A 20422-nucleotide genomic window follows, 5' to 3' on the forward strand; every position below is an offset into this window, starting at 1 on the left:
TTAGTAGCATCCATAATTATTAGTATTCCATCATACTAATAATGTTAGTATAAAAAGATGAAGGAAGACATATCAAATTGAATGTAATACAACGTAATTGTTGTCTAACTGAAGGAAATATGTCATATTTATATTACTTTTGAAATATGGAGGTAATTATGGACCCGATTGATGTGCAATTGTTAACTTTGTTACAGGAAGATGGTCGGATGTCGATTAGTGAACTATCTCAACAGCTCTCCCTTAGTCGTCCGAGTGTAGCGGAGCGGTTGAAGAGGTTGCAGGAAAAAGAAATTATCGATGGTTTTTATGCTAGAGTCACTCCAGCAGCTGTCGGTAGAAAATTAATGGTGATGATCGAACTAAGTGATGTACGTGCGCCATTGCGTGAATTGGAACAATTTTTAGAGGCAGAACCGGTAGTGATAGAGTGTCATCGTGCTACGGGGCATGTACATTATTATATAAAAGCAGCATTGAATGATATGGATGGACTGACGTTTTTGATCGAAAGATTAATGCCATATGGTAATACGCGGACTTCTATTTTACTCAGTACACCGGTAGAAAAACGAGTGATGTTGCCGAGTGAATATTAAATAATAGGGGAGACCAGAGATCAGTTTTCACTGATTTTCTGGTCTCCCCTATTATGTTGCCTAATTAAACTTATAGCCCTCATAATCGATATAAGTAGGCGGATTATGAGGGCTCTTTTAATGATTTCTTATAGGTTATTGCTGTTGAATGTACTATTTTTATATTTGATGATTACTTGACATTATGTATTCTAGAAATTCAACAGTAATTTGAGAAACAGCATCCTCTTTAGGAAGTTTAATGTATTTACTTATTTCTTGTATATCTTTTTCGTATATTTTAATTAGTTGCAACATGGAATCTTTGTCATTACTTTGGGCATTTTCTATTAATTCTAAGAGTTCTTTGTCTGAGATAGTTTTTTTAGGGTTGTTCTTTTCAATTTGTTCACCGCCTGTCGACTAATATTTAACTCTTTGGTAATAGAAGACTCTGTGTGACCTAATAAATAAATTCTTTTAACAATGATTATTCCTATATTCTTTGGATGTTTCTCTACTAACTGATCTATTAAAACTTTATTGTCTACATATGTGGTGAAACATTAATTTGTAGGTTTTATTATATTAAAAAACTCTTCTTTTTTTGAGGACCTTAGTTCCATATTGAATTCTCCAATTAACACAAAATATTTCTTTTCTAGTTTTTTTGTATAGCGATTGTTCTTTCTCCATAACCTCACTCCCTTATATCAGTTATAAATATAGGTAAATATAAATATATTTTACAACCAAACGACAAAAAACATGAACATTAGTTCTTTATGTCGTTTGGTTGTTTTATATAGTACAAAATAACCTAATATATACCAAAATTAGATAGGAGGCGAGCTATTATGAGTATTGATTCAATTATATCATTATTAACAAATGTTGGATTTCCAGTTACTTTGAGTTTTGTGTTAATTAGATATGTACTGCAAACCATGGGAGAAAAATTAGATAAGTTGGATGTATCGTTACAGGAATTGACAAAGGCGATTAATGAAAATAAAAAATCACCTATGAATTAGAAGAAGATATGCTGATTTTCATAAAAGTTTAGCTGGCAGGTTGTAATTGATACCTTGAAGTCTCCTTATATAGTGAAGGCAATGAACACTCCAACCCCGGGAATGGAAGCGATCATTACTTGAAAAAAATTATTTAGATATAGGAGATGTTAAGAATGAGTACAGCTTATGTAAAACAATGGCCAAATGGTGGGAAAACAGTAAGAACTATTACGGTAGATGCTGCTGCTATAAAGGTTGAGCATGTAGGTAACAAAACTGTTATGGCTTCCGGTAAATATGGGGTTAATGGTACGTTCTTCGCTGGATCGAATCTAACCGGTATTGCTATACAAGATGGATATGGGGTTAATACTGCGGGTGCTGATAAATATGCTAAAGGAGAAGCAAATTCACCAATTAGCGCAAGTGTAGCTGCACCTTGCGGGGGAAAGGTCAATAAACGAGGGACATTGTTTCATTTTAGTCCATTATTAAATGGTCAAATTCATACAGCGCAAAAGCCAGTAGTTGATTTTTCTGATTATTCCGGCGCAAACCGTAGCAATATTAAATGGGCAATTGGAGGGTATAGTTTGTTTCTTACTAATTCCTATTCCTCATCTGACGATTATTACAATGATATTCAAGCCGTTTCATGTGCCAATAATACGGAGAATGCCAGTCGTTTCAGTCCAAAATCACCAAACACAAGAACAGCAATTGGGTATCGTTATGATAGCACTCATGGTAGACAGATCGTTTTGGCTGTATTTAAAAGCGCAACGGCATGGGAAGTTCGCAACTTTATGAAAAATACGATGGATTGCTCTATTGGCGTAATGCTTGATGGTGGTGGTTCTAGCCAAATGCGGTGGAAACTCCCATCGGGAGCTAATGACGATTGGGATCCAAGTGATCAAAAAAGAACCATTCAAACAATGGTGACTGTTACTGCTGACAAATGGCTATAATTTGATAACCCCCTTATAGGGACTTGGTGTTAACCAACTCTCTGTAAGGGGGTTCAGCATCTACATATATGGACGAATGTCTTTTATTCTAACCGATGAATTCTTCTTTATAAAAACATCTAGCACCGGGGCTTCAAATTCAAGTAGAACATAAGGTTGCCGTCCATACATTTCTTCATCTAAAAAACTGTCTGCATAATTGACAACGACCATTTGATTGGCAGCTCGAATATTTAGTAATTCAATAGATGCTTTGGGTTCAGCTACAAGTAAAATATAGGTTTTATCTTCATCCATGTTTGCATTGCCAGAAATGAAAACTTCTTCAGCTCCATGCGTGCTATTTAGATAGGCTTGCGCCCATTCCTTTACTTTTGGAGCTGCATTATCCAAAGTAATGATGTTATAAGCTATATTTTGGCTCTCCGTCCCGATGTTGGATTCACTTACTATTCCATAATTTGTAGCTGTCCAAATTCCATCGTAATTATGTCTTTTGACCAAATTAATGAGATATATCGTACCTGTAGTACTTCCTACAACTATACTTCTTGGATTATAAGTATCAGGCAATGAAAACATAAATGCGACATCTATCAATAGCTTTTCATTTGCAAAATTACGAGTAACTTCTTCCAAATCTTTCCGCCAATCTTCTTTTCTCATGTTGTTAAGCTGTTCATCCGAGTAATCAGGACCTGTAAATCTCGTGACTCGACGGGCTAGTTCAGCTAATTCGTCGTAATTCACAAAATCAGTTTGTTGCACTTGCTTGTCTGGACTTTCATTTTTTGTTACGGATGATGAAGCAGAATCAGAATTTTTGGTAACAGAAGGGGATTGGGTGGTACAGCCTGTGGTTAAGCTAANGGGATTGGGTGGTACAGCCTGTGGTTAAGCTAAAAACCAATATTATGCTAAAAAATAATCTCATCTCAATATATACCTCCTTGTTTTAGTTTCCTCATAGACGAGAACTGATCACCACTTAGCTAAACCTATCGGTTTTACCTAAATACAACTGGACATGTATTCACCTCGGGCAGCATATCATGCGGTTCATAAATTCCGCTAAGCCTTTTTAGAAAGAATTTTTAAGATAGTTTTCAAGTTAATAAGATGCCAGTAAAAGTATCTAAGAAATAGATTTCGAAAAAATAAAAGTAGTAAGGTTGTAATTTTTGGTCTTAGTACTCCTTATTAAGTATAAGAGTCTTCTGGCCAGAAAATCTTAACATTTTAAAGATTGGTGGTATTTATATGAATTTATTTTAGGTTTGAGACATAATTACCCAATGTCTCATTATAGGCTATCATGTCTTCTATGTTACGAAGAGTTAGGGAGATTTTAGCACCTTCTTGGGAATCTGGTACATAATAAACTCGGCTCAAAGGATAAGCCATAGTTTCTATAAAATTGAGAAGTTTTGCATAGTCTTGGGCGTAATTTAATGTCCAATTCAAAGGGTCAGTATCTCGCTGCTGTTTTAGGTAATCTACAATTTGTAACATGTTTTCCACAGCCGGAACCAACAAAGGCTCGTTAGGACTTAGAGCAAAGTCCAGTGTTTCTGCATAGGCACGACTAGCCAATAACGTATCATGTACTTGATCCAAATTCTAATCGGAAAGGGTTTTATTCTCCACTATAATTTCAAGTCAGATCGGAATTTATACATGGTATGACCAACTGTTCCTTTGAAATGAGACTCTACACTACTGTTTTTACCAATCTGCATGACGGAAAAAGTGATAGCGGAGACTACAAAGAGAAAAATAAAACCAACTAATAATTTTTGTTTAAACATTGAATTCTCCTCACATATTTATAGCCTCTCGGCATTCGCCGAGGCAGATGCTACAAGATTTTTCTTGCACCATCCAAATATTCCTTCTTACTTGGTAATGACTGGTCGTTCATCCCTATAATACCACAAACATCACCTTAAATGGTATTTATAATATGCTGGAAATTCTCGCATTATCAAATAAATATCTCTAACCTCAAAGAATTTTGCATGAGCTGAATACACTTCCTTCATATTCATTATTTAAACGCTAATTTGGTCCAAGACACATGGAAATATTGAGAAATCACCATAACAGAGCTCAAGTCTTATTCATCCATAATATTACTTGTATTTTGGGCAGTCATATAAGAGTATACCTTTCTCTACTAAATAAGATTTCATAACCTTTGCCTCAGTGAACTACTTATATGCTCTAAATAAAAAGAATTATTAGAAGCTTTTCCTGTGGCTATGAAACAAAAAAGGATCGTTTTAATCGATGCTAATTTATTTGATATGATGTTTGAAAAATCGAAAAAATTAAAAGAGAGTATTGTAACAGAACTATTCGCTTCAAGTGCGGTGGCTGCGAGTCTGGAGATGTTAGAGGATAACAATGAATAGTTGAGATTCTTGAACAGCGCCCTTGCGGCATTTAAAATTTTACAGAAGCATTACCTAGAATAAAAGCCATCCTAAACGGGTGGCTTTTTACGTTTTCGAAGTAAAATGAAAGACCTCATGATCCGTCTAATTACTCGGATTATGAGGTCTTTTTTAGTGATTTATTTGATGAATTTCTAATTTTCAAGTTTGATGTTATTTGACATTATGTATTCTAGAAATTCAACCGTAATTTGAGAAACAGCATCTTCATTAGGTAGTTTAATATATTTACTAACTTCTTTAATATCTTGATCATATATTTCAATTAATTTTAACATAGCGTTTTGATCTTTGTTTTGAGATTTTTGAATCAAATTCATCAGTTCACTATCTGATATAGTTTTTTTAGAGTTGTTCTTTTCCATTTGTTCACCGCCTGCTGACTAATATTTAACTCTCTGGCTATGGAAGACTCTGTATGCCCTAATAAATAAATTCTTTTTATAATGGTAATTCCTATATTCGTCGGAAGTTTATTAACTAATTGATCAATGAGAATTTTATTATCTACATCCGTAGTAAACAGTGGTTTGCTGGTTCTATTGTGTTAAAGAACACTTCTCTCTTTTTCAGTACTTTAGCTCGATATTGAATTCTCCATGCAATACGAAATATTTCTTGTTTAATTATTTCATATAGTGACAATTTTCTTTCCATAAAAACAACTCTCCTTTCCATCAGTTATAAATATAGGTAAATATAAATATATTTTACAACCAAACGACAAAAAAACATGAAGATTAGTTCTTTTTGTCGTTTGGTTGTTTTATATAGTACAAAATAACCTAATATATACCAAAATTAGATAGGAGGCGAGCTATTATGAGTATTGATTCAATTATTTCATTATTAACAAATGTTGGATTTCCAGTTACTTTGAGTTTTGTGTTAATTAGATATGTACTGCAAACCATGGGAGAAAAATTAGATAAGTTGGATGTATCGTTACAGGAATTGACAAAGGCTATTAATGAAAATAAAAACACACCCAAGAATTAGAAGAAGAGACGTGGATTTCAAAAAAAGTTTAGCTGGCCGGTTGTAATTGATAGCTTAAAGTCTCCTTATATAGTGAAGGCAATGAAAACTCCAAACTCGAGAATGGAAGCGATCATTACTTGAAAAAAAATTATTCAGTTGAAGGAGATGTTAAGAATGAGTACAGCTTATGTAAAACAATGGCCAAATGGTGGGAAAACAGTAAGAACTATTACGGTAGATGCTGCTGCTATAAAGGTTGAGCATGTAGGTAACACATCTGTTATGGATTCCGGTAAATATGGGGTTAATGGTACGTTCTTCGCTGGATCGAATCTAACCGGTATTGCTATGCAAGATGGATATGGGGTTAATACTGCAGGCGCTAATAAATATGCGAAAGGAGAAGCAACTGCAGCTATTGGCCCAACTGTAGCTGCACCTTGCGGGGGAAAGGTCAATAAACGAGGGACATTGTTTCATTTCAGTCCATTATTAAATGGTCAAATTCATACAGCGCAAAAGCCAGTAGTTGATTTTTCTAATTATTCTGGCGCAACCCGTAGCAATATTAAATGGGCAATTGGAGGGTATAGTTTGTTTCTTACTAATTCCTATTCCTCATCTGATGATTATTACAATGATATTCAAGCCGTTTCATGTGCCAATAATACGGAGAATGCCAGTCGTTTCACTCCAAAATCACCAAACAAAAGAACAGCAATAGGGTATCGTTATGATAGCACTCATGGTAGACAGATCGTTTTGGCTGTATTTAAAAGCGCAACGGCATGGGAAGTTCGCAACTTTATGAAAGATATGATGGATTGCTCTATTGGGGTAATGCTTGATGGTGGTGGTTCTAGCCAAATGCGGTGGAAAACCCCATCGGGAGTTGATGACAAATGGGATGCAGGTGATCAAAACAGAAAAATTCAAACAATGGTGACTGTTACTGCTGACAAATGGCTATAATTTGAGAACCCCCTTATAGGGACTTGGTGTTAACCAACTCTCTGTAAGGGGGTTCAGCATCTACATATATGGACGAATGTCTTTTATTCTAACCGATGAATGCTTCCTTATAAAAACATCTAGCACCGGGGCTTCAAATTCAAGTAGAACATATGGTTGCCGTCCATACATTTCTTCATCTATAAAACTGTCTGCATAATTGACAACGACCATTTGATCGGCAGCTCGAATATTTAGTAATTCAATAGATGCTTCTGGTTCAGCTACAAGTAAAATATAGGTTTTATCTTCATCCATGTTTGCATTGCCAGAAATGAAAACTTCTTCAGCTCCATGCGTGCTATTTAGATAGGCTTGCGCCCATTCCTTTACTTTTGGAGCTGCAATATCCAAAGTAATGATGTTATAATCTATATTTTGGCTCTCGGTCCCGATGTTGGATTCACTTACTATTCCATAATAATTAGCTGTCCAAATTCCATCGTAATTATGTCTTTTGACAACATTAATGCGATATATCGTACCTGCAGTACTTCCTACAACTACAATTCTTGGATTATAATTACCAGGCAATGAAAACATAAATGCGACATCAATCAATAGCTCTTCATTTGCAAAATTACGAACAACTTCTTCTAAATCTTTCCGCCAATCTTCTTTTCTCATGTTGTTAAGCTGTTCATCCGAGTAATCAGGACCTGTAAATCTCGTGACTCGAAGGGCTAGTTCAGCTAATTCGTCGTAATTCACAAAATCAGTTTGTTGCACTTGCTTGTCTGGACTTTCATTTTTTGTTACGGATGATGAAGCAGAATCAGAATTTTTGGTAACAGAAGGGGATTGGGTGGTACAGCCTGTGGTTAAGCTAACCACCAATAATATGCTAAAAAATAATCTCATTTCAATACATACCTCCTTGTTTTAGCTTCTCCCTATAGACTTAAATAATACCAATAGGTTGCTCGGTCGAATTGCGATTGCCTTTTAGATAGACGCAGTTTGACTGTAAAATATGACATATACAGGTAATATACGCTATAGACGCATTGGGGAAAAAAATGTTGCATGTCAAATGTAAATATCGTGTGATTAGCAAACTAAGGATTGTTTATCCTGCTACTAATAAATGTTTAGAGAATCAAAAAAATTTATAGTTAGTGGGTTGTAAACATGTTTGTATATTTACCTTTATTAGTAGAGGAATAACACACTGTTAAAGTCTGGCCAACTTTAAAACTAGTGCTTGTTAATTCTGAAAATACTAAGGAGGTTTTTCAATGGCAAATGTTGTTGAAGTACGATTAGCTGCATTTATTCCGCAATCTTGGGTAACTATGTATAGTACATCAAAGGTTCTTGTGCAATTTAATGGTAATAATAGAGAGTTTACCTATTTTACTGTTGATCAACCTGAACTTTCTAAAATGGTTCAACACGTAGCAGTTAATTTCAATAAAAAAGAAATTAAGCATTTTAAATCTATAGGATCAACGATCGAAAGAACAGTTGATAAGGTAACTGGAGAGGTATTACGAGAATTTACTGATACTGCATCTGATGCAGGATTAGTTATCTCTAATCAAAGTATTTCTAACACATCAGCTTCGTTTAAGTTACGAGGTTCGGCCGGTAATCCTTTGCTATCTTTCGCCGATCCTATCGATTGGGAATATACTGTAACGGTTACTAATCAAGGTAAAGTTACTGTTGTAGGAAAACATGATGGATTTCCTGCGCACGAGATTTGGAAAAGAGTAGATAACGGCACGCCAGTTAATATTTATAAACATGATCCACGTGTAACAGGTGATACTCCACTTGCTTTGCAAGGAAACATGGAAATATCGGTTAACAAATCCGTTTAATTAAAGAGTATTTATTATACAAATAATTGGTTGGTTTGAGTTCGGTATTGTAGTGGACTTAAACCAGCCAATTTTACTTTTAGCCTTTTTTTTGGGTAAAATATACAAACATTGCAAAACAACCATTTTGTAAAATATGAATAAATTATTAATTTCATGATTTTCTTTATTAATGTTAACTATAATTTTGTTTAATTACAATTATAAGTATAAATATTGTAACAACTGTCATAGAAAGAAAAATAAATGGTTTAATATTGTGTTTTTTTTGAGCTACCCAAGTACCATAAGACGCCATGAAAGATATACTGGTGAAAGACAAGATTAATAATAATCCTTCTGAACGAAATATAGTATGAAACTTAGTAATATCAAAAAAACCAGTTAAAAAAGGTACTATAAAAATTGATCCAATTCCAATAAGTATGAAAAGTAAGGATTGTAACCAAAAGTAATATTTATTTATAGAACGAAGGAAGATTACACTCAAAAAGTACCACACAAAAGTAGATAAAAATGGAAAAGTAGTTCGGTAAATTAGTGCATTTAAATTATGGACCTCTTCTCCATAAAAGCCCCAAAGAGATATTGCATAAACAAGAGGTCCTAATAGAGAACTGCTAATAAATATCCAAATATAAAATAAAATTAATCTCATTAGCAAACAACCTCCTTTAATGTAGAAAAAGTAAGTATTTACATATAGTATATATTAACAATTATTTAATATATACTAATATGAGAAAAATATCACAAAAACAACAATTGGATGCAAAGTATCCTCTGCCAAAATATACGTTACAAAGTTTACGGGAGAAGCTATATTTAGAATGGACATATAATTCCAATGCAATTGAAGGAAATACATTAACTATTAATGAAACGAAAGTAGTATTAGAAGGAATTACAGTTGGTGGAAAGACGATGCGCGAGCATTTGGAAGTTATTAATCATCGAGAGGCAATTACGTATGTAGAGGATATTGTACAAAAAGCGGAGCCTTTTTCAGAATGGCAAATTAAAAATCTACACCGATTAGTTTTAAAAGGAATTGAGGATGAGTATGCAGGTGTGTATCGAATCCAGCAAGTGTTTATTTCTGGTGCAGTTCATATACCGCCTGATCCATTGAGGATTCAAGAGCAGATGGATCAATTGATGCATTGGTATCACGGAGCAGCTCAAGCGTTTCATCCGATTGTAAGTGGTGCAATGTTACACGCTATATTTGTTGGTATTCACCCCTTTATCGATGGGAATGGTCGCACCTCGAGATTGCTGTTAAATCTTGAACTAATGAAATCGGGTTATCCACCTATTATTATTAAAGTAGACAACCGATTGGCATATTATAACGCGTTGGATAAAGCACATACGACAGAAGATACTCAAGATTTTATTGCGCTAGTTGCTGCGGAAGTTGAGTTATCACTTGATTTGTATTTAAGTGCAGTGTCTAACTTTACGCCGTAAATATGAGGTCGATTAGTATAATATAAATAGATGATTGGAACGGGAGAAAAAAATGTCAAATATAAGATTGTTTCATATGGCGGGTGAAGTGAAGGAGTTATCGGTTACTTCCGTTGCTTTGGAAAGAGATTTACAAGTATTAATAGAGAATAATATGCCCATTTTATTTGGAGTAACTTTGTTGAAAAGTGAATTTGTTACTACCAATCATGGAAGAATGGACAGTTTGGGAATAGATGAGAACTATTGCCCTGTAATATTTGAATATAAACGAACTAGTAATGAAAATGTCATTAATCAAGGATTGTTTTATTTAGATTGGTTACTAGATCATAAAGCAGATTTTGAATTGCTGGTGTTAAAGACGTTAGGGAAAACCTATGCTGACCAATTAGATTGGAGTATGCCCCGACTTATTTGTGTTGCCGGTGATTTTACAAAGTATGATATTCATGCTGTGAAACAAATAAATAGAAATATTGATCTTGTTCGCTATAAAAAGTTTGATTCAAATTTATTGATGTTAGAGCTTGTTAATTCTAATACTGCTAGAACTTTGAATATGACAAGTAACAACCAACTCAAGCTTTCATCCGACAAAACTTTTGAGGAGCAAATAAAGCTGACATCACCTTTGCTACGAGATTTATACGCTACTATTAGAGAATATATTTTGACCTTGGGCGATGATATTACAGAAAATCCTCTTAAATTATATACTGCGTTTAAAAAGATGAAGAACATAGTCTGCGTAGAAGTATATCAAAAACAAATATTGCTACATATGAGATTAGATCCAACTACTATAGAATTAGAAGAAGGATTTACTCGCGATATGCGAAATGTTGGACATTTCGGTACAGGTGATTTGCAAGTTATTATTAAAACAAAGGAAGATTTTGAAAAAGCACGTTACCTAATTGATAAAGCCTATGCAGTGAATTAATAAAACTACCATATGGAGCGACCGGAATAAGTAATGGTATAGTGGTCAGGGAAAAGGTGAGGGGAAGGATGACAAAAATGGCAATATATTATAAAATTCCCTCCAACCTATTTATACTTTCATTCACATATGAGAACAGAATCGATATTAATGACGATTGCAGTCTGAAGCGCTCGGTTATGCTGATATTTATACGTTTAGTAAATTATTTAAACGGTGCAAGGGTGTATCGCCTTCTAACACTCAGATGCATAAAATTATATCGTTACTTAAAATTACATATATTATGGTATATTGTTAGTCGGAGGTGTTATTGTGAACAATAAAAAATCAGTAATTTTTCTACTACTCATTTTCGTATTAATTACTTCGAATCTACCTAATTCTGCTTCAGCAGCATCGGCTTCTAGCATTGAAAAGGGTGGTATTATTATTAATTCACAAACGGAATCGATAGAACTACTTTTAGATATACCTGGTGCATATTTTATTGTTACTGATCATAATAACGATGAACTAATTCTATACGAAGGAAGCGAAACTAATATTATTATCGCTCATCTTGAGCCAGATACCATGCAAAGATACAATCTATTTTCATACGACAAGAATAATAGTTTAATTGAAGTTTTTTATTTATCTACACATACGAAAAGTAAGCATGTCAATAATAGGTCTAAAACAGATACGTATGTTGATATGAATGCAATGGATCTAGTCGTATCAAAAAATCGAGTATCGCTTAGATGGGATGCTACTCCAAATGTTAGTCAATATAGTATTTATAAAAATAGCAAGCTAGTTGTAACAACAAAAGATACTCAATATGTAGATACGAGTGATATGATGGAAGATAACATTACATATGAAGTTGCATTTGAAGTACCATTTACAGATGCGGAGAAGGCGGAGTTAAAGTCGCATTATGAGAAAAGTATAGGAAAAATTAGTGATGCTGAACTGAATGAGATTTCTAATAAGCCTTATAGCATCATTAGAATAGTGGATACATCATCGATTGAGAAGGAACTAGATCGGATTCCCAACGAACATTTAAAGGAAAGGACATTTAAGCAGTTTATAAAGAAGTTTTTGTGGATGCTCCTTGCTTAGTTTATATAATAGTTTAAAAAGAGTTGCTTGAAAAACAGTGTTCACTGAAGTTGGCGACTCTTTTTTGTGTGTAATAAGCGATAAGATAATTTATCTTGTACAGATGAAGCGTGGTCGTTCTATATGTGAACAGAAAGCTGGAAGGCAAATTGGATTATGATGGAAAGTTTAATGACTAGACCCCAGTGATCTTAGGATAGGAGCTGGAAGTAGTAATGAAACAGTGGAAATTAATTATAGGATCGATGTTTAGCGTTGTTGTTTTGGGAATACTCGGTATATTTATTCATCAACTAAGTAGTTTTACTATTGAGGAAAGCGCCTTGAAAAAACATATAACTGAACAAATAAATAGGGGATCGAATGCGAAAATTAATATAGAAATTGAGGAAGTTAAGGATATCGGAAATTTTAAAACATTGTTACTTTCAATAGACGAGGGAGATAAGTCTAACGTTAATGAAAAAATAGGATTTGCGTTCTATGAAAAAAATAGGTTAAACAAGTATCGTTTTGATGGTTTAGGATGGGGTACAAACTCGTTCGATAGTTATTTATTTAAGGCATTTGTGGGGAAAAAGAAAGAAAAACTTCTCGTTGTGTTCGGTAAAAAACCTTCAGCAACAAAAGAATTTGAACGATTCACAGTTGAATTCGAAGACGAGGTATTTGTTGCGAACCTTTCTAAGGCAGAATATTTTCTAGAAGTATTTCCTGTCAGTAGTAACAGTACAGATGCTAGTCGGCTGACCAATATTAGCTTTGGGACCAATGACTACTATAGTGAATCTTTCCCTCTCATCATAACCTCCAAAATTAAGTGATGGAGGTATTACGAGTCAAAATTCAACTAAATTGTTTAACAACTATGGGTAATTATTAATTATAGGTTTTAAATACTATTCATCTAAATAACTTACCTAAAAACAAATATTGTTCTAATTTAACTTTGAGTAAAAGATAAAGTGCAAATTTATTACAATAATACCCATATATAGTGCTACATCCCTTTGTTTCTTATGTGATAAGTTTTTTATATGTAGTTATTTGTATGATAGGGGGATATAGAGATGTATAGGAAAATGTTAACGGTACTGTTGGCAACGATCTTGCTTTTGACAGCGTGTTCAGGTGGGGGAAGTAAGCAGAAAGATGGAGAAACATCAGGAAACAATGCGGGGAAAGAGAAAGAAATAACGATTTGGGCATGGGATAAAAAGTTCGGAATTGCAGCGATGGAGCTAGCGATAGAAAAGTATACGAAAGAACATCCTGACGTTAAAATAAATATTGTAGAATATGCACAAGAAGATGTTGTACAAAAGTTGAATATTGCGTTTAGTTCAAAAAAAGAATCGTTGCTGCCGACGATTATATTGATGGAAGATTATCGAGCGCAAAGCTTTTTGCAAACGTATAATGAGTTTTTCTATGATTTATCGGATCATGTAAAAGGTGAAGATTTTGCTCCATATAAGCTAGGGCCTACTAATTACGATGGGAAACAATATGGCGTACCGTTTGATTCTGGAGTTGCTGGATTTTACGTACGTACCGACTATTTGGAGCAAGCAGGATATACCCTTAATGATTTGCAAAATATAGATTGGCAACAATTTATTGAAATCGGTAAAGCAGTGAAAGAAAAAACTGGTAAAGAAATGATTACACAAGATTATAATGACTTAGCATTTATTCGGATGATGATTCAATCGGCTGGAGTTTGGTATATGGAAGAAGATGGTGAAACACCGTATTTACAGGATAACGAAGTGTTAAAAGAAGCTTTAATGACGTACAAAGAAATTATGAATGCTGGAATAGTAAAATTAGTATCGGATTGGGCTACTTATTTGGCTGGATTTAATAATGGGGATGTTGCCGCAGTGATATCTGGTAACTGGATGGTACCATCTATTAAAAATCAATCTGATCAAGCAGGAAAATGGGGCTTAGCGCCAATACCAAAACTACGAAATGTAGAGAATTCGGTAAATGCATCTAATCTTGGTGGTAGCTCGTGGTATGTATTAAATGTAGATGGTAAAGAAATTGCTGCTGACTTTTTAGGCAAAACGCTTGGTTCTGATGTGGAGCTATATGAGGATATTGTAGAGCAAGTAGGGGTAGTTGCTACGTACACACCAGTAATGAAAAGTGATGCATTTAGTGTAGCGGATGAATATTTTGCAGGGCAAAAATTGCTGGAAAGTTATGGAGAGTGGATGGAGTTAATTCCAAACGTTAATTACGGTAAACATACTTACTTTATTGAAGACATATTAAAAGTAGAAATTCAAAATTATTTAGGTGGTAAGTCTGTAGAAGATACGTTGAAGGATGCACAAGCACTTGCGGAATCACAACTTAATAAATAAGAAGAAATAGTTAAAACATAATAAAATATTGTAGAGCCGGTGATAACATAGTTATCCCGGTTTTTTTGCATGATAGACTGTGGGAATGGTTAACATAAAGAGTAGCTTTAAAAAATTTGAATAATGATCTGAAGACTTATAGAATATATAGTGTAACAAATATCACTTAGGAGATGGAAATCATGAAAGCATTGCGTTGGTATAATCAAAAAGATTTACGTTTAGACATTATAGAGGAGCCAGTTGCTAAACCGGGGCATGTAAAATTAAAAATTGCATGGTGCGGGCTTTGTGGAAGCGACTTACATGAATATACAGCAGGACCAATTTTTATCCCGACAGAAACTGCACACCCGTTGACAGGGGACAAAGCTCCGATCGTAATGGGGCATGAGTTTTCTGGGCAAGTGGTTGAAGTTGGTGAAGGCGTTACGAAAGTTAAAGTAGGTGATCGAGTAGCGGTCGAGCCGATTTATTCCTGTGGTCAATGTGCTGCTTGTAAAGTAGGAAAATATAATCTATGTGAAAAAATGGGCTTTTATGGGCTAGCTGGTGGTGGCGGTGGTTTTGCGGAGTACGCTGCTGTGCCGGAACATATGCTACACGTTTTGCCAGACGGAGTATCAGATGAACAAGGCGCATTAGTCGAGCCTGCTGCGGTAGCATTACATGCGGTAAAACAAAGTAAGTTTCAAGTTGGTGATAAAGTAGCGGTATTCGGAACAGGTCCAATTGGATTACTTGTTGTTGAAGCATTGAAAGCCGCTGGTGCAACGGATATATATGCAGTGGAATTATCGGCAGAGCGCAGAGCAAAAGCAGCAGAACTTGGAGCTATAGCGATAGATCCAGCGAAAGGTGACGTTGTGGAACAAATCCAAAACCTCACTGATGGTGGAGTAGATGTCGCTTATGAAGTAACGGGTGTTCCTGTCGTATTAACACAATGTATCGCATCCACTAAATTTAACGGTGAAACGATGATTGTTAGTATTTTTGAAAAAGAAGCTTCCATTCATCCACAAAGTTTGGTGCTAAAAGAACGGACGATGACAGGCATTATCGGCTACAGAGATGTGTTTCCGGCAGTCATAAGTTTGATGGCAAGAGGATATTTTCCAGCAGACAAATTAGTAACGAAACGAATTAAATTGGATGATGTGATGGAAGAAGGATTCGAAGGGCTGCTTCGCGAACGTAATCATATCAAAATATTGGTGAAAGCAGAATAAAGTTAGGAGGGGCTGTCTAATCAGTCCTAAACGAAAAGAAGCTGGATGGAAAGATGTGTTTTTATTCCATCCAGTGTAATCGTGTGAATATGTAGAGGTATACTTTATTTATTGTTTGATATAATCTTCAAAAATGCCCAATGTATACGTTTTTTCAAACAAAACCTACGTTGCTAGCCTCTTCGCATGACCTTTTATATGTTTTTTCAAACAAACCCTACGTTGCTAGCCTCTTCGCATGACCTTTTATACGTTTTTTCAAACAAACCCTACGTTACTAGCCCTTTCGCATGACCTTTTATACGTTTTTTCAAACAAACCCTACGTTACTAGCTAGTCGTTAGTTTTCTCTAATTTCTATTTTAGCTACCTTACTACAACCGACTAATATGAAAAGTAAAGCTACTATGCTATAAAGTATAAACCTTCTACGCACACATTGCCGCCTAATGAACTTGCTCTATTCCGTTTGTTATTACGAGTTCGCAACATCAGATCGATATTGTTTGGGCGTAATGCCGGTATGTTTTTTAAATACTTTAATGAAGTATGATTGGTCGTAAAAGTTAAGTCTTGTACTAATAGAGGAAATGGTGTCATTGGTTAATCGCAACAGTTTTTTTGCTTCTTCGATGCGCTGTTCTTGTATATAGTTCTTTAGTGTCATCCTCATCTGTTTTTTGAACAATGTTATTAAGTAGTTGCTGTTAAGCCCTGTAAGTTCGGCTAGTAGGTGTCGATGGGTCAAGGGGCAGTTACTGATGAGATGTTGGACGGTCTTATTGCACAATTAAATCAAAACTAATTCGGTCAGATGCTATACAGGGCTGATTGCTGTTTCGTACAGCAGTCAGTCCTTTTTGCTATGAAAAAGTCAAAATAGTACACATAGTTGGTCATAATCTATCCTATACGAAGCGGGCAAATGATCTAAGATAAGTAACAATAACACTTATATTAGAACATATGTCGAGGTGAATGGCAGTGAAGTTGGCAACGCAAGCCGAACAAACAACAACGAAGAAGTTTTGGAATCCCCGCAAAAAAGAAGCATTAGTAGGCTGGTTATTCCTCATGCCAGAAATAGTTGGAATGCTGTTATTGAACGTATTTGCACTTTTATTTTCATTGTATCTTAGTTTTTCTTCTTGGGATTTATTATCAGGAGTAGCTGGTATTAAATTTGAAGGTTTTACGAATTACGTGAAAATGTTTCAAGATCCAGCTGTATTGGCAGCATTAAAAAACAACCTTATATATACGGTGCTAACTGTTCCTATACCGATAGCGATTGCCATGGTATTGGCTGTTGTTATTCATAAGCAAGTGTTTTTTAAAGATTATTTTAAAGTGGCTTTTTTTATACCGTATATATCATCTATGATCGCAATTGCTGCTGTGTGGAGTGCATTGTTCCATCCGTCACTAGGACCGATTAATCAAATTTTAATGGATCTTGGTATTAACAATCCGCCCAAATGGTTGGTAGATCCGCAAACATCACTTATATCTATTGCCATTATTAGTGCATGGGCAGGGCTTGGGTATACGATTATTATATTTTTGGCTGGTTTGACGAACATCTCTGATGAGTTGTACGAAGCAGCGGAAATGGATGGCGCTACAAGTATTCAAAAGTTCTTTAAAATTACGCTACCTTTACTACGTCCAACTACTTTCTTCTTATTCGTTACGATGTTAATCGGTTCGTTCAAAGTGTTCGATATTATTGCCTTTTTAACAGAAGGTGGACCTAATAATTCATCTACCGTACTTGTATACCGCATCTATGAAGAAGGATTCATTAACTACAATATGGGTTATGCATCATCTATCTCGTGGTTATTGTTTGCAATTATCGGTATCGTAACGGCGTTAACTTGGAAAATGAATAATAAAGATGCTTTGTAGAAAGGAGGAAATAGTATGCAACTAGTGAAAAAGAATATGTCCAAAATTATATTAACCATTCTTATGGGTGCCGCATCGATCGTTTTTTTAATACCATTATTTTGGATGTTATCAGCAGCGTTTAAGTTTGAACGAGATGTGATGAGATTTCCGATAGATTGGATTCCAGATACGATTAATGTAGTGTATAATTTTAAAGCGGTATGGATGGGAAGAATACCATTCTATAATTTCTATTTAAATTCATTCAAAGTAGCGATTATTACTACTATTATTACACTGATCATTTCATCTATGGCAGCTTATGCATTAACTAAATTACGTTTTAAAGGTAGAAACTTGGTGTTTCTTGCACTTATTTCTTTTATGATTATACCGGATCAAGCGACGCTAATTCCTCGTTTTCTACTTATACGTTGGTTTGGTTTGTATGATACACATGCAGCAATAATAGTAATGAGTATGTTTTCGATATACTTCACCTTTTTATTAAGGCAGTTTATGGCTGGAGTTAGTGATGATTTTATGGAAGCGGCGAGAATTGATGGAGCGGGACAAATCAAAATTTTCTATTCGATTATGCTACCGCTTTGTAAACCTGTGCTGGCAACAGTGGCTATCATCAAATTTATTTGGACGTGGAATGATTATCAGAACCCGTTAATTTTCTTGCTCAACAAAGATTTATATACGATTCCGCTGGGAATGACACTTTTCCGAGACGATTACACGAATAATTACGCTATTATGATGATGGCAGCATTATCAGCAATTGTTCCGCTAATTATTATCTTTATTACACTTCAAAAGCAAGTAATTAATGGGATTGCCTTGGGTGGAGTAAAAGGGTAATTTTTTGTGAAAAGTCAAAATTGTATTCTTATCACCTCAAAATTATGCACGAAGCGATACAATGTAATAGCTATACTACAAGTGAAGTAACTATAATGATGACAGAATAGAGGGGAATAAAATGCAAGTGAACAAGAAACATAGATGGACGGTAATGCTAAGTGTCATGCTTGTACTCAGTTTACTATTAAGTGCTTGTGGTGGTGGCAACGGAGGCAAAGCAATAAGTAATAATGGTGGAAACGCAGCAGCTGGTGAAGGTAATACCAATAACGCTACGAATTCAGCTAAAAAAGAACCAGTAACCATTAAATATTATAACTGGGATAATGAAGCACAAGAAGTAGCTACTAAAGCAATGTTAGATCAGTTTATGGCAGAAAATGAAGATATCAAAGTAGAGCATGTTGTAATAGTGCCTGGTGATTCGTTAGAAATGTTGAAAAAATTAGACTTTTTAATTTCATCGGGGGAAGCAGTAGATGTTGTACAGATGCCTTCTTTCAACGCTGTATTAGAGCGTGCGACAAGAAATGCATTAGAGCCATTGAACCAATTTTATGAGCAAGAAAAAGTAGTGCCAGAAGATGAATACTATGTAAATCCAAAAGTGGACGGTAACTACTACGGTATGCAATATACGAAAAGCGTTAACTATGTGATGCTTAACAAAAATGCTTTGGAAGAAGCAAATTTAGAAATTCCGAAGTATGGTTGGACGTGGGATGATTATCGAGAGTATGCAAAGAAATTAACAAAAGGTGAAGGTGTAGATAAGCAATACGGAACTTATTTCCACACGTGGGAATTGTATATGAACGCACCAGCTCAAACGGTTATGAAAGATCCATTCTTGTATTCAGACGGTACTACTATTCTTGCCGATCCAACGTACAAATATTTCTTCCAACTGCGTAAAGATATGGAGGATGTAGATAAGTCAGCAAAACCTTACGCTGATGTATTAGCTGCAAAACTGAATTATCGTACGGAATTTTTCAACGGTGATGCAGCAATGATTTTGACAGGTAACTTTACGATTCCTGATCCAGGTAACCAAGAGCAGTATCCGCATGAATTTGTTACGGCATTCGCACCGGTTCCACTTCCGCCAAAGGGAGAAGAACCGAAAGAGTATGAAGACGGAAAATACTTTACAAGTGGAAATCAGTTAGCAATGGGTAAAACATCGAAGCATAAGGAAGCTTCTTACAAGTTGATGCGTTTTATGACAACAACAGATAGCGAACATCGTACTGAATTCTCTGGCTGGAAAAAAGCGAACAATGACGCTTTGTTAGATCGTTTGATTGCTGGTAATGAACAATACTATGATGTAGAATCATTACGTTATGCTGTTGGTAGCGAAGACATTCAATTTTTGGATGCTGCTGAAGTGATGACGACTGGTTCTGCGGAGTTAACGAAAATTATCGGTGATGGCTTTAGCAAATTTATGTTAAGCAACGAACCGATTGATGAAGTGCAACAATGGATGGTAGATCAAGCAACGAAAATTATTGCTGAAAAAGAATTAATTAAGTAATACAAGAGGAGCTTTGAATGGCTAATATTAGCTATTTCAAAGCTCCATTTGCCAATGTTACAATAATTAAGAGGACGCAGCAGACGAATACATAACGTAATAAAGAGCTGAAGTAAAGAGAGGCGAGCGGAA

The 20422-nt window shown here is 35.1% G+C and carries 23 protein-coding genes; 16 read left to right on the forward strand and 7 right to left on the reverse strand.

Features of this window, described 5'->3' with window-relative positions; genetic code table 11:
• The first annotated feature begins 158 nt into the window (after nucleotides 1–158).
• From ACFSTH_RS05850 to ACFSTH_RS05860, 3 genes are all read left to right on the forward strand, one after another.
• Nucleotides 159–599, forward strand: a complete 441-nt coding sequence (locus ACFSTH_RS05850) for an Lrp/AsnC family transcriptional regulator (RefSeq protein ID WP_377770165.1) — start codon at nucleotides 159–161, stop codon at nucleotides 597–599.
• A gap of 836 nt (nucleotides 600–1435) precedes the next feature.
• Entirely contained in the window at nucleotides 1436–1612 is a 177-nt protein-coding gene (locus ACFSTH_RS05855) for a hypothetical protein (protein ID WP_377770164.1), read from the forward strand.
• Nucleotides 1613–1767: 155 nt separating this feature from the next.
• Complete coding sequence (locus tag ACFSTH_RS05860; RefSeq protein ID WP_377770163.1) at nucleotides 1768–2565, forward strand: phosphodiester glycosidase family protein; 798 nt, start codon at nucleotides 1768–1770, stop codon at nucleotides 2563–2565.
• A gap of 60 nt (nucleotides 2566–2625) precedes the next feature.
• Here ACFSTH_RS05860 and ACFSTH_RS05865 read toward each other — a convergent pair whose 3' ends face one another.
• Nucleotides 2626–3333 (reverse strand): hypothetical protein, encoded by a 708-nt coding sequence (locus ACFSTH_RS05865; protein WP_377793612.1) that lies wholly within the window; start codon nucleotides 3331–3333, stop codon nucleotides 2626–2628.
• A 498-nt stretch (nucleotides 3334–3831) separates the two neighbouring features.
• Nucleotides 3832–4158 carry a hypothetical protein gene (locus ACFSTH_RS05870; protein WP_377770161.1) on the reverse strand — a complete coding sequence of 109 codons (327 nt, stop codon included), beginning with the start codon at nucleotides 4156–4158 and terminating at the stop codon, nucleotides 3832–3834.
• Between the two features lie 662 nt (nucleotides 4159–4820).
• Here ACFSTH_RS05870 and ACFSTH_RS05875 point away from each other — a divergent pair.
• On the forward strand, nucleotides 4821–4979 hold the full coding sequence (locus ACFSTH_RS05875; RefSeq protein ID WP_377770160.1) for a hypothetical protein: 159 nt from the start codon (nucleotides 4821–4823) through the stop codon (nucleotides 4977–4979).
• 176 nt (nucleotides 4980–5155) lie between these two features.
• Here the strand turns inward: ACFSTH_RS05875 and ACFSTH_RS05880 are convergent, their stop codons facing one another.
• Nucleotides 5156–5386: a hypothetical protein gene (locus ACFSTH_RS05880; protein ID WP_377770159.1), complete on the reverse strand. Its 231-nt coding sequence runs from the start codon at nucleotides 5384–5386 to the stop codon at nucleotides 5156–5158.
• A gap of 142 nt (nucleotides 5387–5528) precedes the next feature.
• On the reverse strand, nucleotides 5529–5678 hold the full coding sequence (locus ACFSTH_RS05885; protein ID WP_377770158.1) for a hypothetical protein: 150 nt from the start codon (nucleotides 5676–5678) through the stop codon (nucleotides 5529–5531).
• A gap of 165 nt (nucleotides 5679–5843) precedes the next feature.
• On the opposite strand from ACFSTH_RS05885, the gene ACFSTH_RS05890 reads away from it, so the two are divergent.
• Complete coding sequence (locus ACFSTH_RS05890) at nucleotides 5844–6020, forward strand: hypothetical protein (RefSeq protein ID WP_377770157.1); 177 nt, start codon at nucleotides 5844–5846, stop codon at nucleotides 6018–6020.
• Between the two features lie 156 nt (nucleotides 6021–6176).
• Nucleotides 6177–6974, forward strand: coding sequence for a phosphodiester glycosidase family protein (locus ACFSTH_RS05895; RefSeq protein WP_377770156.1), 798 nt, complete (start codon nucleotides 6177–6179; stop codon nucleotides 6972–6974).
• Nucleotides 6975–7034: 60 nt separating this feature from the next.
• On the opposite strand, the gene ACFSTH_RS05900 is transcribed toward ACFSTH_RS05895, so the two are convergent.
• Nucleotides 7035–7874, reverse strand: coding sequence for a hypothetical protein (locus ACFSTH_RS05900; protein ID WP_377770155.1), 840 nt, complete (start codon nucleotides 7872–7874; stop codon nucleotides 7035–7037).
• 377 nt (nucleotides 7875–8251) lie between these two features.
• Between ACFSTH_RS05900 and ACFSTH_RS05905 the strand changes: the two genes are divergently transcribed.
• Entirely contained in the window at nucleotides 8252–8839 is a 588-nt protein-coding gene (locus ACFSTH_RS05905) for a DUF3238 domain-containing protein (protein WP_377770154.1), read from the forward strand.
• Between the two features lie 175 nt (nucleotides 8840–9014).
• Here the strand turns inward: ACFSTH_RS05905 and ACFSTH_RS05910 are convergent, their stop codons facing one another.
• The gene (locus ACFSTH_RS05910) at nucleotides 9015–9497 is read right to left on the reverse strand and encodes a hypothetical protein (RefSeq protein ID WP_377770153.1); all 483 of its coding nucleotides are present in this window, start codon (nucleotides 9495–9497) and stop codon (nucleotides 9015–9017) included.
• Between the two features lie 80 nt (nucleotides 9498–9577).
• Here ACFSTH_RS05910 and ACFSTH_RS05915 point away from each other — a divergent pair, with 80 nt between their 5' ends.
• The 6 genes from ACFSTH_RS05915 (at nucleotide 9578) to ACFSTH_RS05940 (ending at nucleotide 15981) form a co-directional block, all read left to right on the forward strand.
• Complete coding sequence (locus ACFSTH_RS05915) at nucleotides 9578–10312, forward strand: Fic family protein (protein WP_377770152.1); 735 nt, start codon at nucleotides 9578–9580, stop codon at nucleotides 10310–10312.
• A gap of 52 nt (nucleotides 10313–10364) precedes the next feature.
• The gene (locus tag ACFSTH_RS05920) at nucleotides 10365–11258 is read left to right on the forward strand and encodes a DUF5655 domain-containing protein (RefSeq protein WP_377770151.1); all 894 of its coding nucleotides are present in this window, start codon (nucleotides 10365–10367) and stop codon (nucleotides 11256–11258) included.
• A 315-nt stretch (nucleotides 11259–11573) separates the two neighbouring features.
• A complete protein-coding gene (locus tag ACFSTH_RS05925) occupies nucleotides 11574–12371 on the forward strand; it encodes a hypothetical protein (RefSeq protein ID WP_377770150.1) in 798 nt (265 codons plus the stop codon).
• Nucleotides 12372–12586: 215 nt separating this feature from the next.
• The gene (locus ACFSTH_RS05930) at nucleotides 12587–13195 is read left to right on the forward strand and encodes a hypothetical protein (protein ID WP_377770149.1); all 609 of its coding nucleotides are present in this window, start codon (nucleotides 12587–12589) and stop codon (nucleotides 13193–13195) included.
• 246 nt (nucleotides 13196–13441) lie between these two features.
• Nucleotides 13442–14749, forward strand: coding sequence for an ABC transporter substrate-binding protein (locus ACFSTH_RS05935; RefSeq protein WP_377770148.1), 1308 nt, complete (start codon nucleotides 13442–13444; stop codon nucleotides 14747–14749).
• 182 nt (nucleotides 14750–14931) lie between these two features.
• On the forward strand, nucleotides 14932–15981 hold the full coding sequence (locus ACFSTH_RS05940) for a 2,3-butanediol dehydrogenase (protein WP_377770147.1): 1050 nt from the start codon (nucleotides 14932–14934) through the stop codon (nucleotides 15979–15981).
• Between the two features lie 475 nt (nucleotides 15982–16456).
• On the opposite strand, the gene ACFSTH_RS05945 is transcribed toward ACFSTH_RS05940, so the two are convergent.
• Nucleotides 16457–16771, reverse strand: coding sequence for a helix-turn-helix domain-containing protein (locus ACFSTH_RS05945; RefSeq protein ID WP_377793615.1), 315 nt, complete (start codon nucleotides 16769–16771; stop codon nucleotides 16457–16459).
• Nucleotides 16772–16959: 188 nt separating this feature from the next.
• On the opposite strand from ACFSTH_RS05945, the gene ACFSTH_RS05950 reads away from it, so the two are divergent.
• The 3 genes from ACFSTH_RS05950 (at nucleotide 16960) to ACFSTH_RS05960 (ending at nucleotide 20290) form a co-directional block, all read left to right on the forward strand.
• Nucleotides 16960–17892, forward strand: coding sequence for a carbohydrate ABC transporter permease (locus tag ACFSTH_RS05950; protein WP_377770145.1), 933 nt, complete (start codon nucleotides 16960–16962; stop codon nucleotides 17890–17892).
• 15 nt (nucleotides 17893–17907) lie between these two features.
• The gene (locus tag ACFSTH_RS05955) at nucleotides 17908–18744 is read left to right on the forward strand and encodes a carbohydrate ABC transporter permease (RefSeq protein ID WP_377770144.1); all 837 of its coding nucleotides are present in this window, start codon (nucleotides 17908–17910) and stop codon (nucleotides 18742–18744) included.
• A gap of 121 nt (nucleotides 18745–18865) precedes the next feature.
• Nucleotides 18866–20290: an ABC transporter substrate-binding protein gene (locus tag ACFSTH_RS05960; protein ID WP_377770143.1), complete on the forward strand. Its 1425-nt coding sequence runs from the start codon at nucleotides 18866–18868 to the stop codon at nucleotides 20288–20290.
• Nucleotides 20291–20422: the final 132 nt, after the last annotated feature.

The sequence above is a fragment of the Paenibacillus yanchengensis genome, from assembly GCF_042684845.1.
Taxonomy (GTDB): domain Bacteria; phylum Bacillota; class Bacilli; order Paenibacillales; family Paenibacillaceae; genus Pristimantibacillus; species Pristimantibacillus yanchengensis.

Excerpts from the sequence above, each read along its gene's own strand:
- ACFSTH_RS05950 (WP_377770145.1), top strand. The coding sequence starts at position 16,960 with ATGGCAGTGAAGTTGGCAACGCAAGCCGAACAAACAACAACGAAGAAG.
- ACFSTH_RS05935 (WP_377770148.1), top strand. The coding sequence starts at position 13,442 with ATGTATAGGAAAATGTTAACGGTACTGTTGGCAACGATCTTGCTTTTG.
- ACFSTH_RS05940 (WP_377770147.1), top strand. The coding sequence starts at position 14,932 with ATGAAAGCATTGCGTTGGTATAATCAAAAAGATTTACGTTTAGACATT.
- ACFSTH_RS05890 (WP_377770157.1), top strand. The coding sequence starts at position 5,844 with ATGAGTATTGATTCAATTATTTCATTATTAACAAATGTTGGATTTCCA.
- ACFSTH_RS05915 (WP_377770152.1), top strand. The coding sequence starts at position 9,578 with ATGAGAAAAATATCACAAAAACAACAATTGGATGCAAAGTATCCTCTG.
- ACFSTH_RS05880 (WP_377770159.1), bottom strand. The coding sequence starts at position 5,386 with ATGGAAAAGAACAACTCTAAAAAAACTATATCAGATAGTGAACTGATG.
- ACFSTH_RS05930 (WP_377770149.1), top strand. The coding sequence starts at position 12,587 with ATGAAACAGTGGAAATTAATTATAGGATCGATGTTTAGCGTTGTTGTT.
- ACFSTH_RS05960 (WP_377770143.1), top strand. The coding sequence starts at position 18,866 with ATGCAAGTGAACAAGAAACATAGATGGACGGTAATGCTAAGTGTCATG.
- ACFSTH_RS05900 (WP_377770155.1), bottom strand. The coding sequence starts at position 7,874 with ATGAGATTATTTTTTAGCATATTATTGGTGGTTAGCTTAACCACAGGC.
- ACFSTH_RS05895 (WP_377770156.1), top strand. The coding sequence starts at position 6,177 with ATGAGTACAGCTTATGTAAAACAATGGCCAAATGGTGGGAAAACAGTA.
- ACFSTH_RS05905 (WP_377770154.1), top strand. The coding sequence starts at position 8,252 with ATGGCAAATGTTGTTGAAGTACGATTAGCTGCATTTATTCCGCAATCT.
- ACFSTH_RS05920 (WP_377770151.1), top strand. The coding sequence starts at position 10,365 with ATGTCAAATATAAGATTGTTTCATATGGCGGGTGAAGTGAAGGAGTTA.
- ACFSTH_RS05855 (WP_377770164.1), top strand. The coding sequence starts at position 1,436 with ATGAGTATTGATTCAATTATATCATTATTAACAAATGTTGGATTTCCA.
- ACFSTH_RS05860 (WP_377770163.1), top strand. The coding sequence starts at position 1,768 with ATGAGTACAGCTTATGTAAAACAATGGCCAAATGGTGGGAAAACAGTA.
- ACFSTH_RS05885 (WP_377770158.1), bottom strand. The coding sequence starts at position 5,678 with ATGGAAAGAAAATTGTCACTATATGAAATAATTAAACAAGAAATATTT.
- ACFSTH_RS05955 (WP_377770144.1), top strand. The coding sequence starts at position 17,908 with ATGCAACTAGTGAAAAAGAATATGTCCAAAATTATATTAACCATTCTT.
- ACFSTH_RS05850 (WP_377770165.1), top strand. The coding sequence starts at position 159 with ATGGACCCGATTGATGTGCAATTGTTAACTTTGTTACAGGAAGATGGT.
- ACFSTH_RS05910 (WP_377770153.1), bottom strand. The coding sequence starts at position 9,497 with ATGAGATTAATTTTATTTTATATTTGGATATTTATTAGCAGTTCTCTA.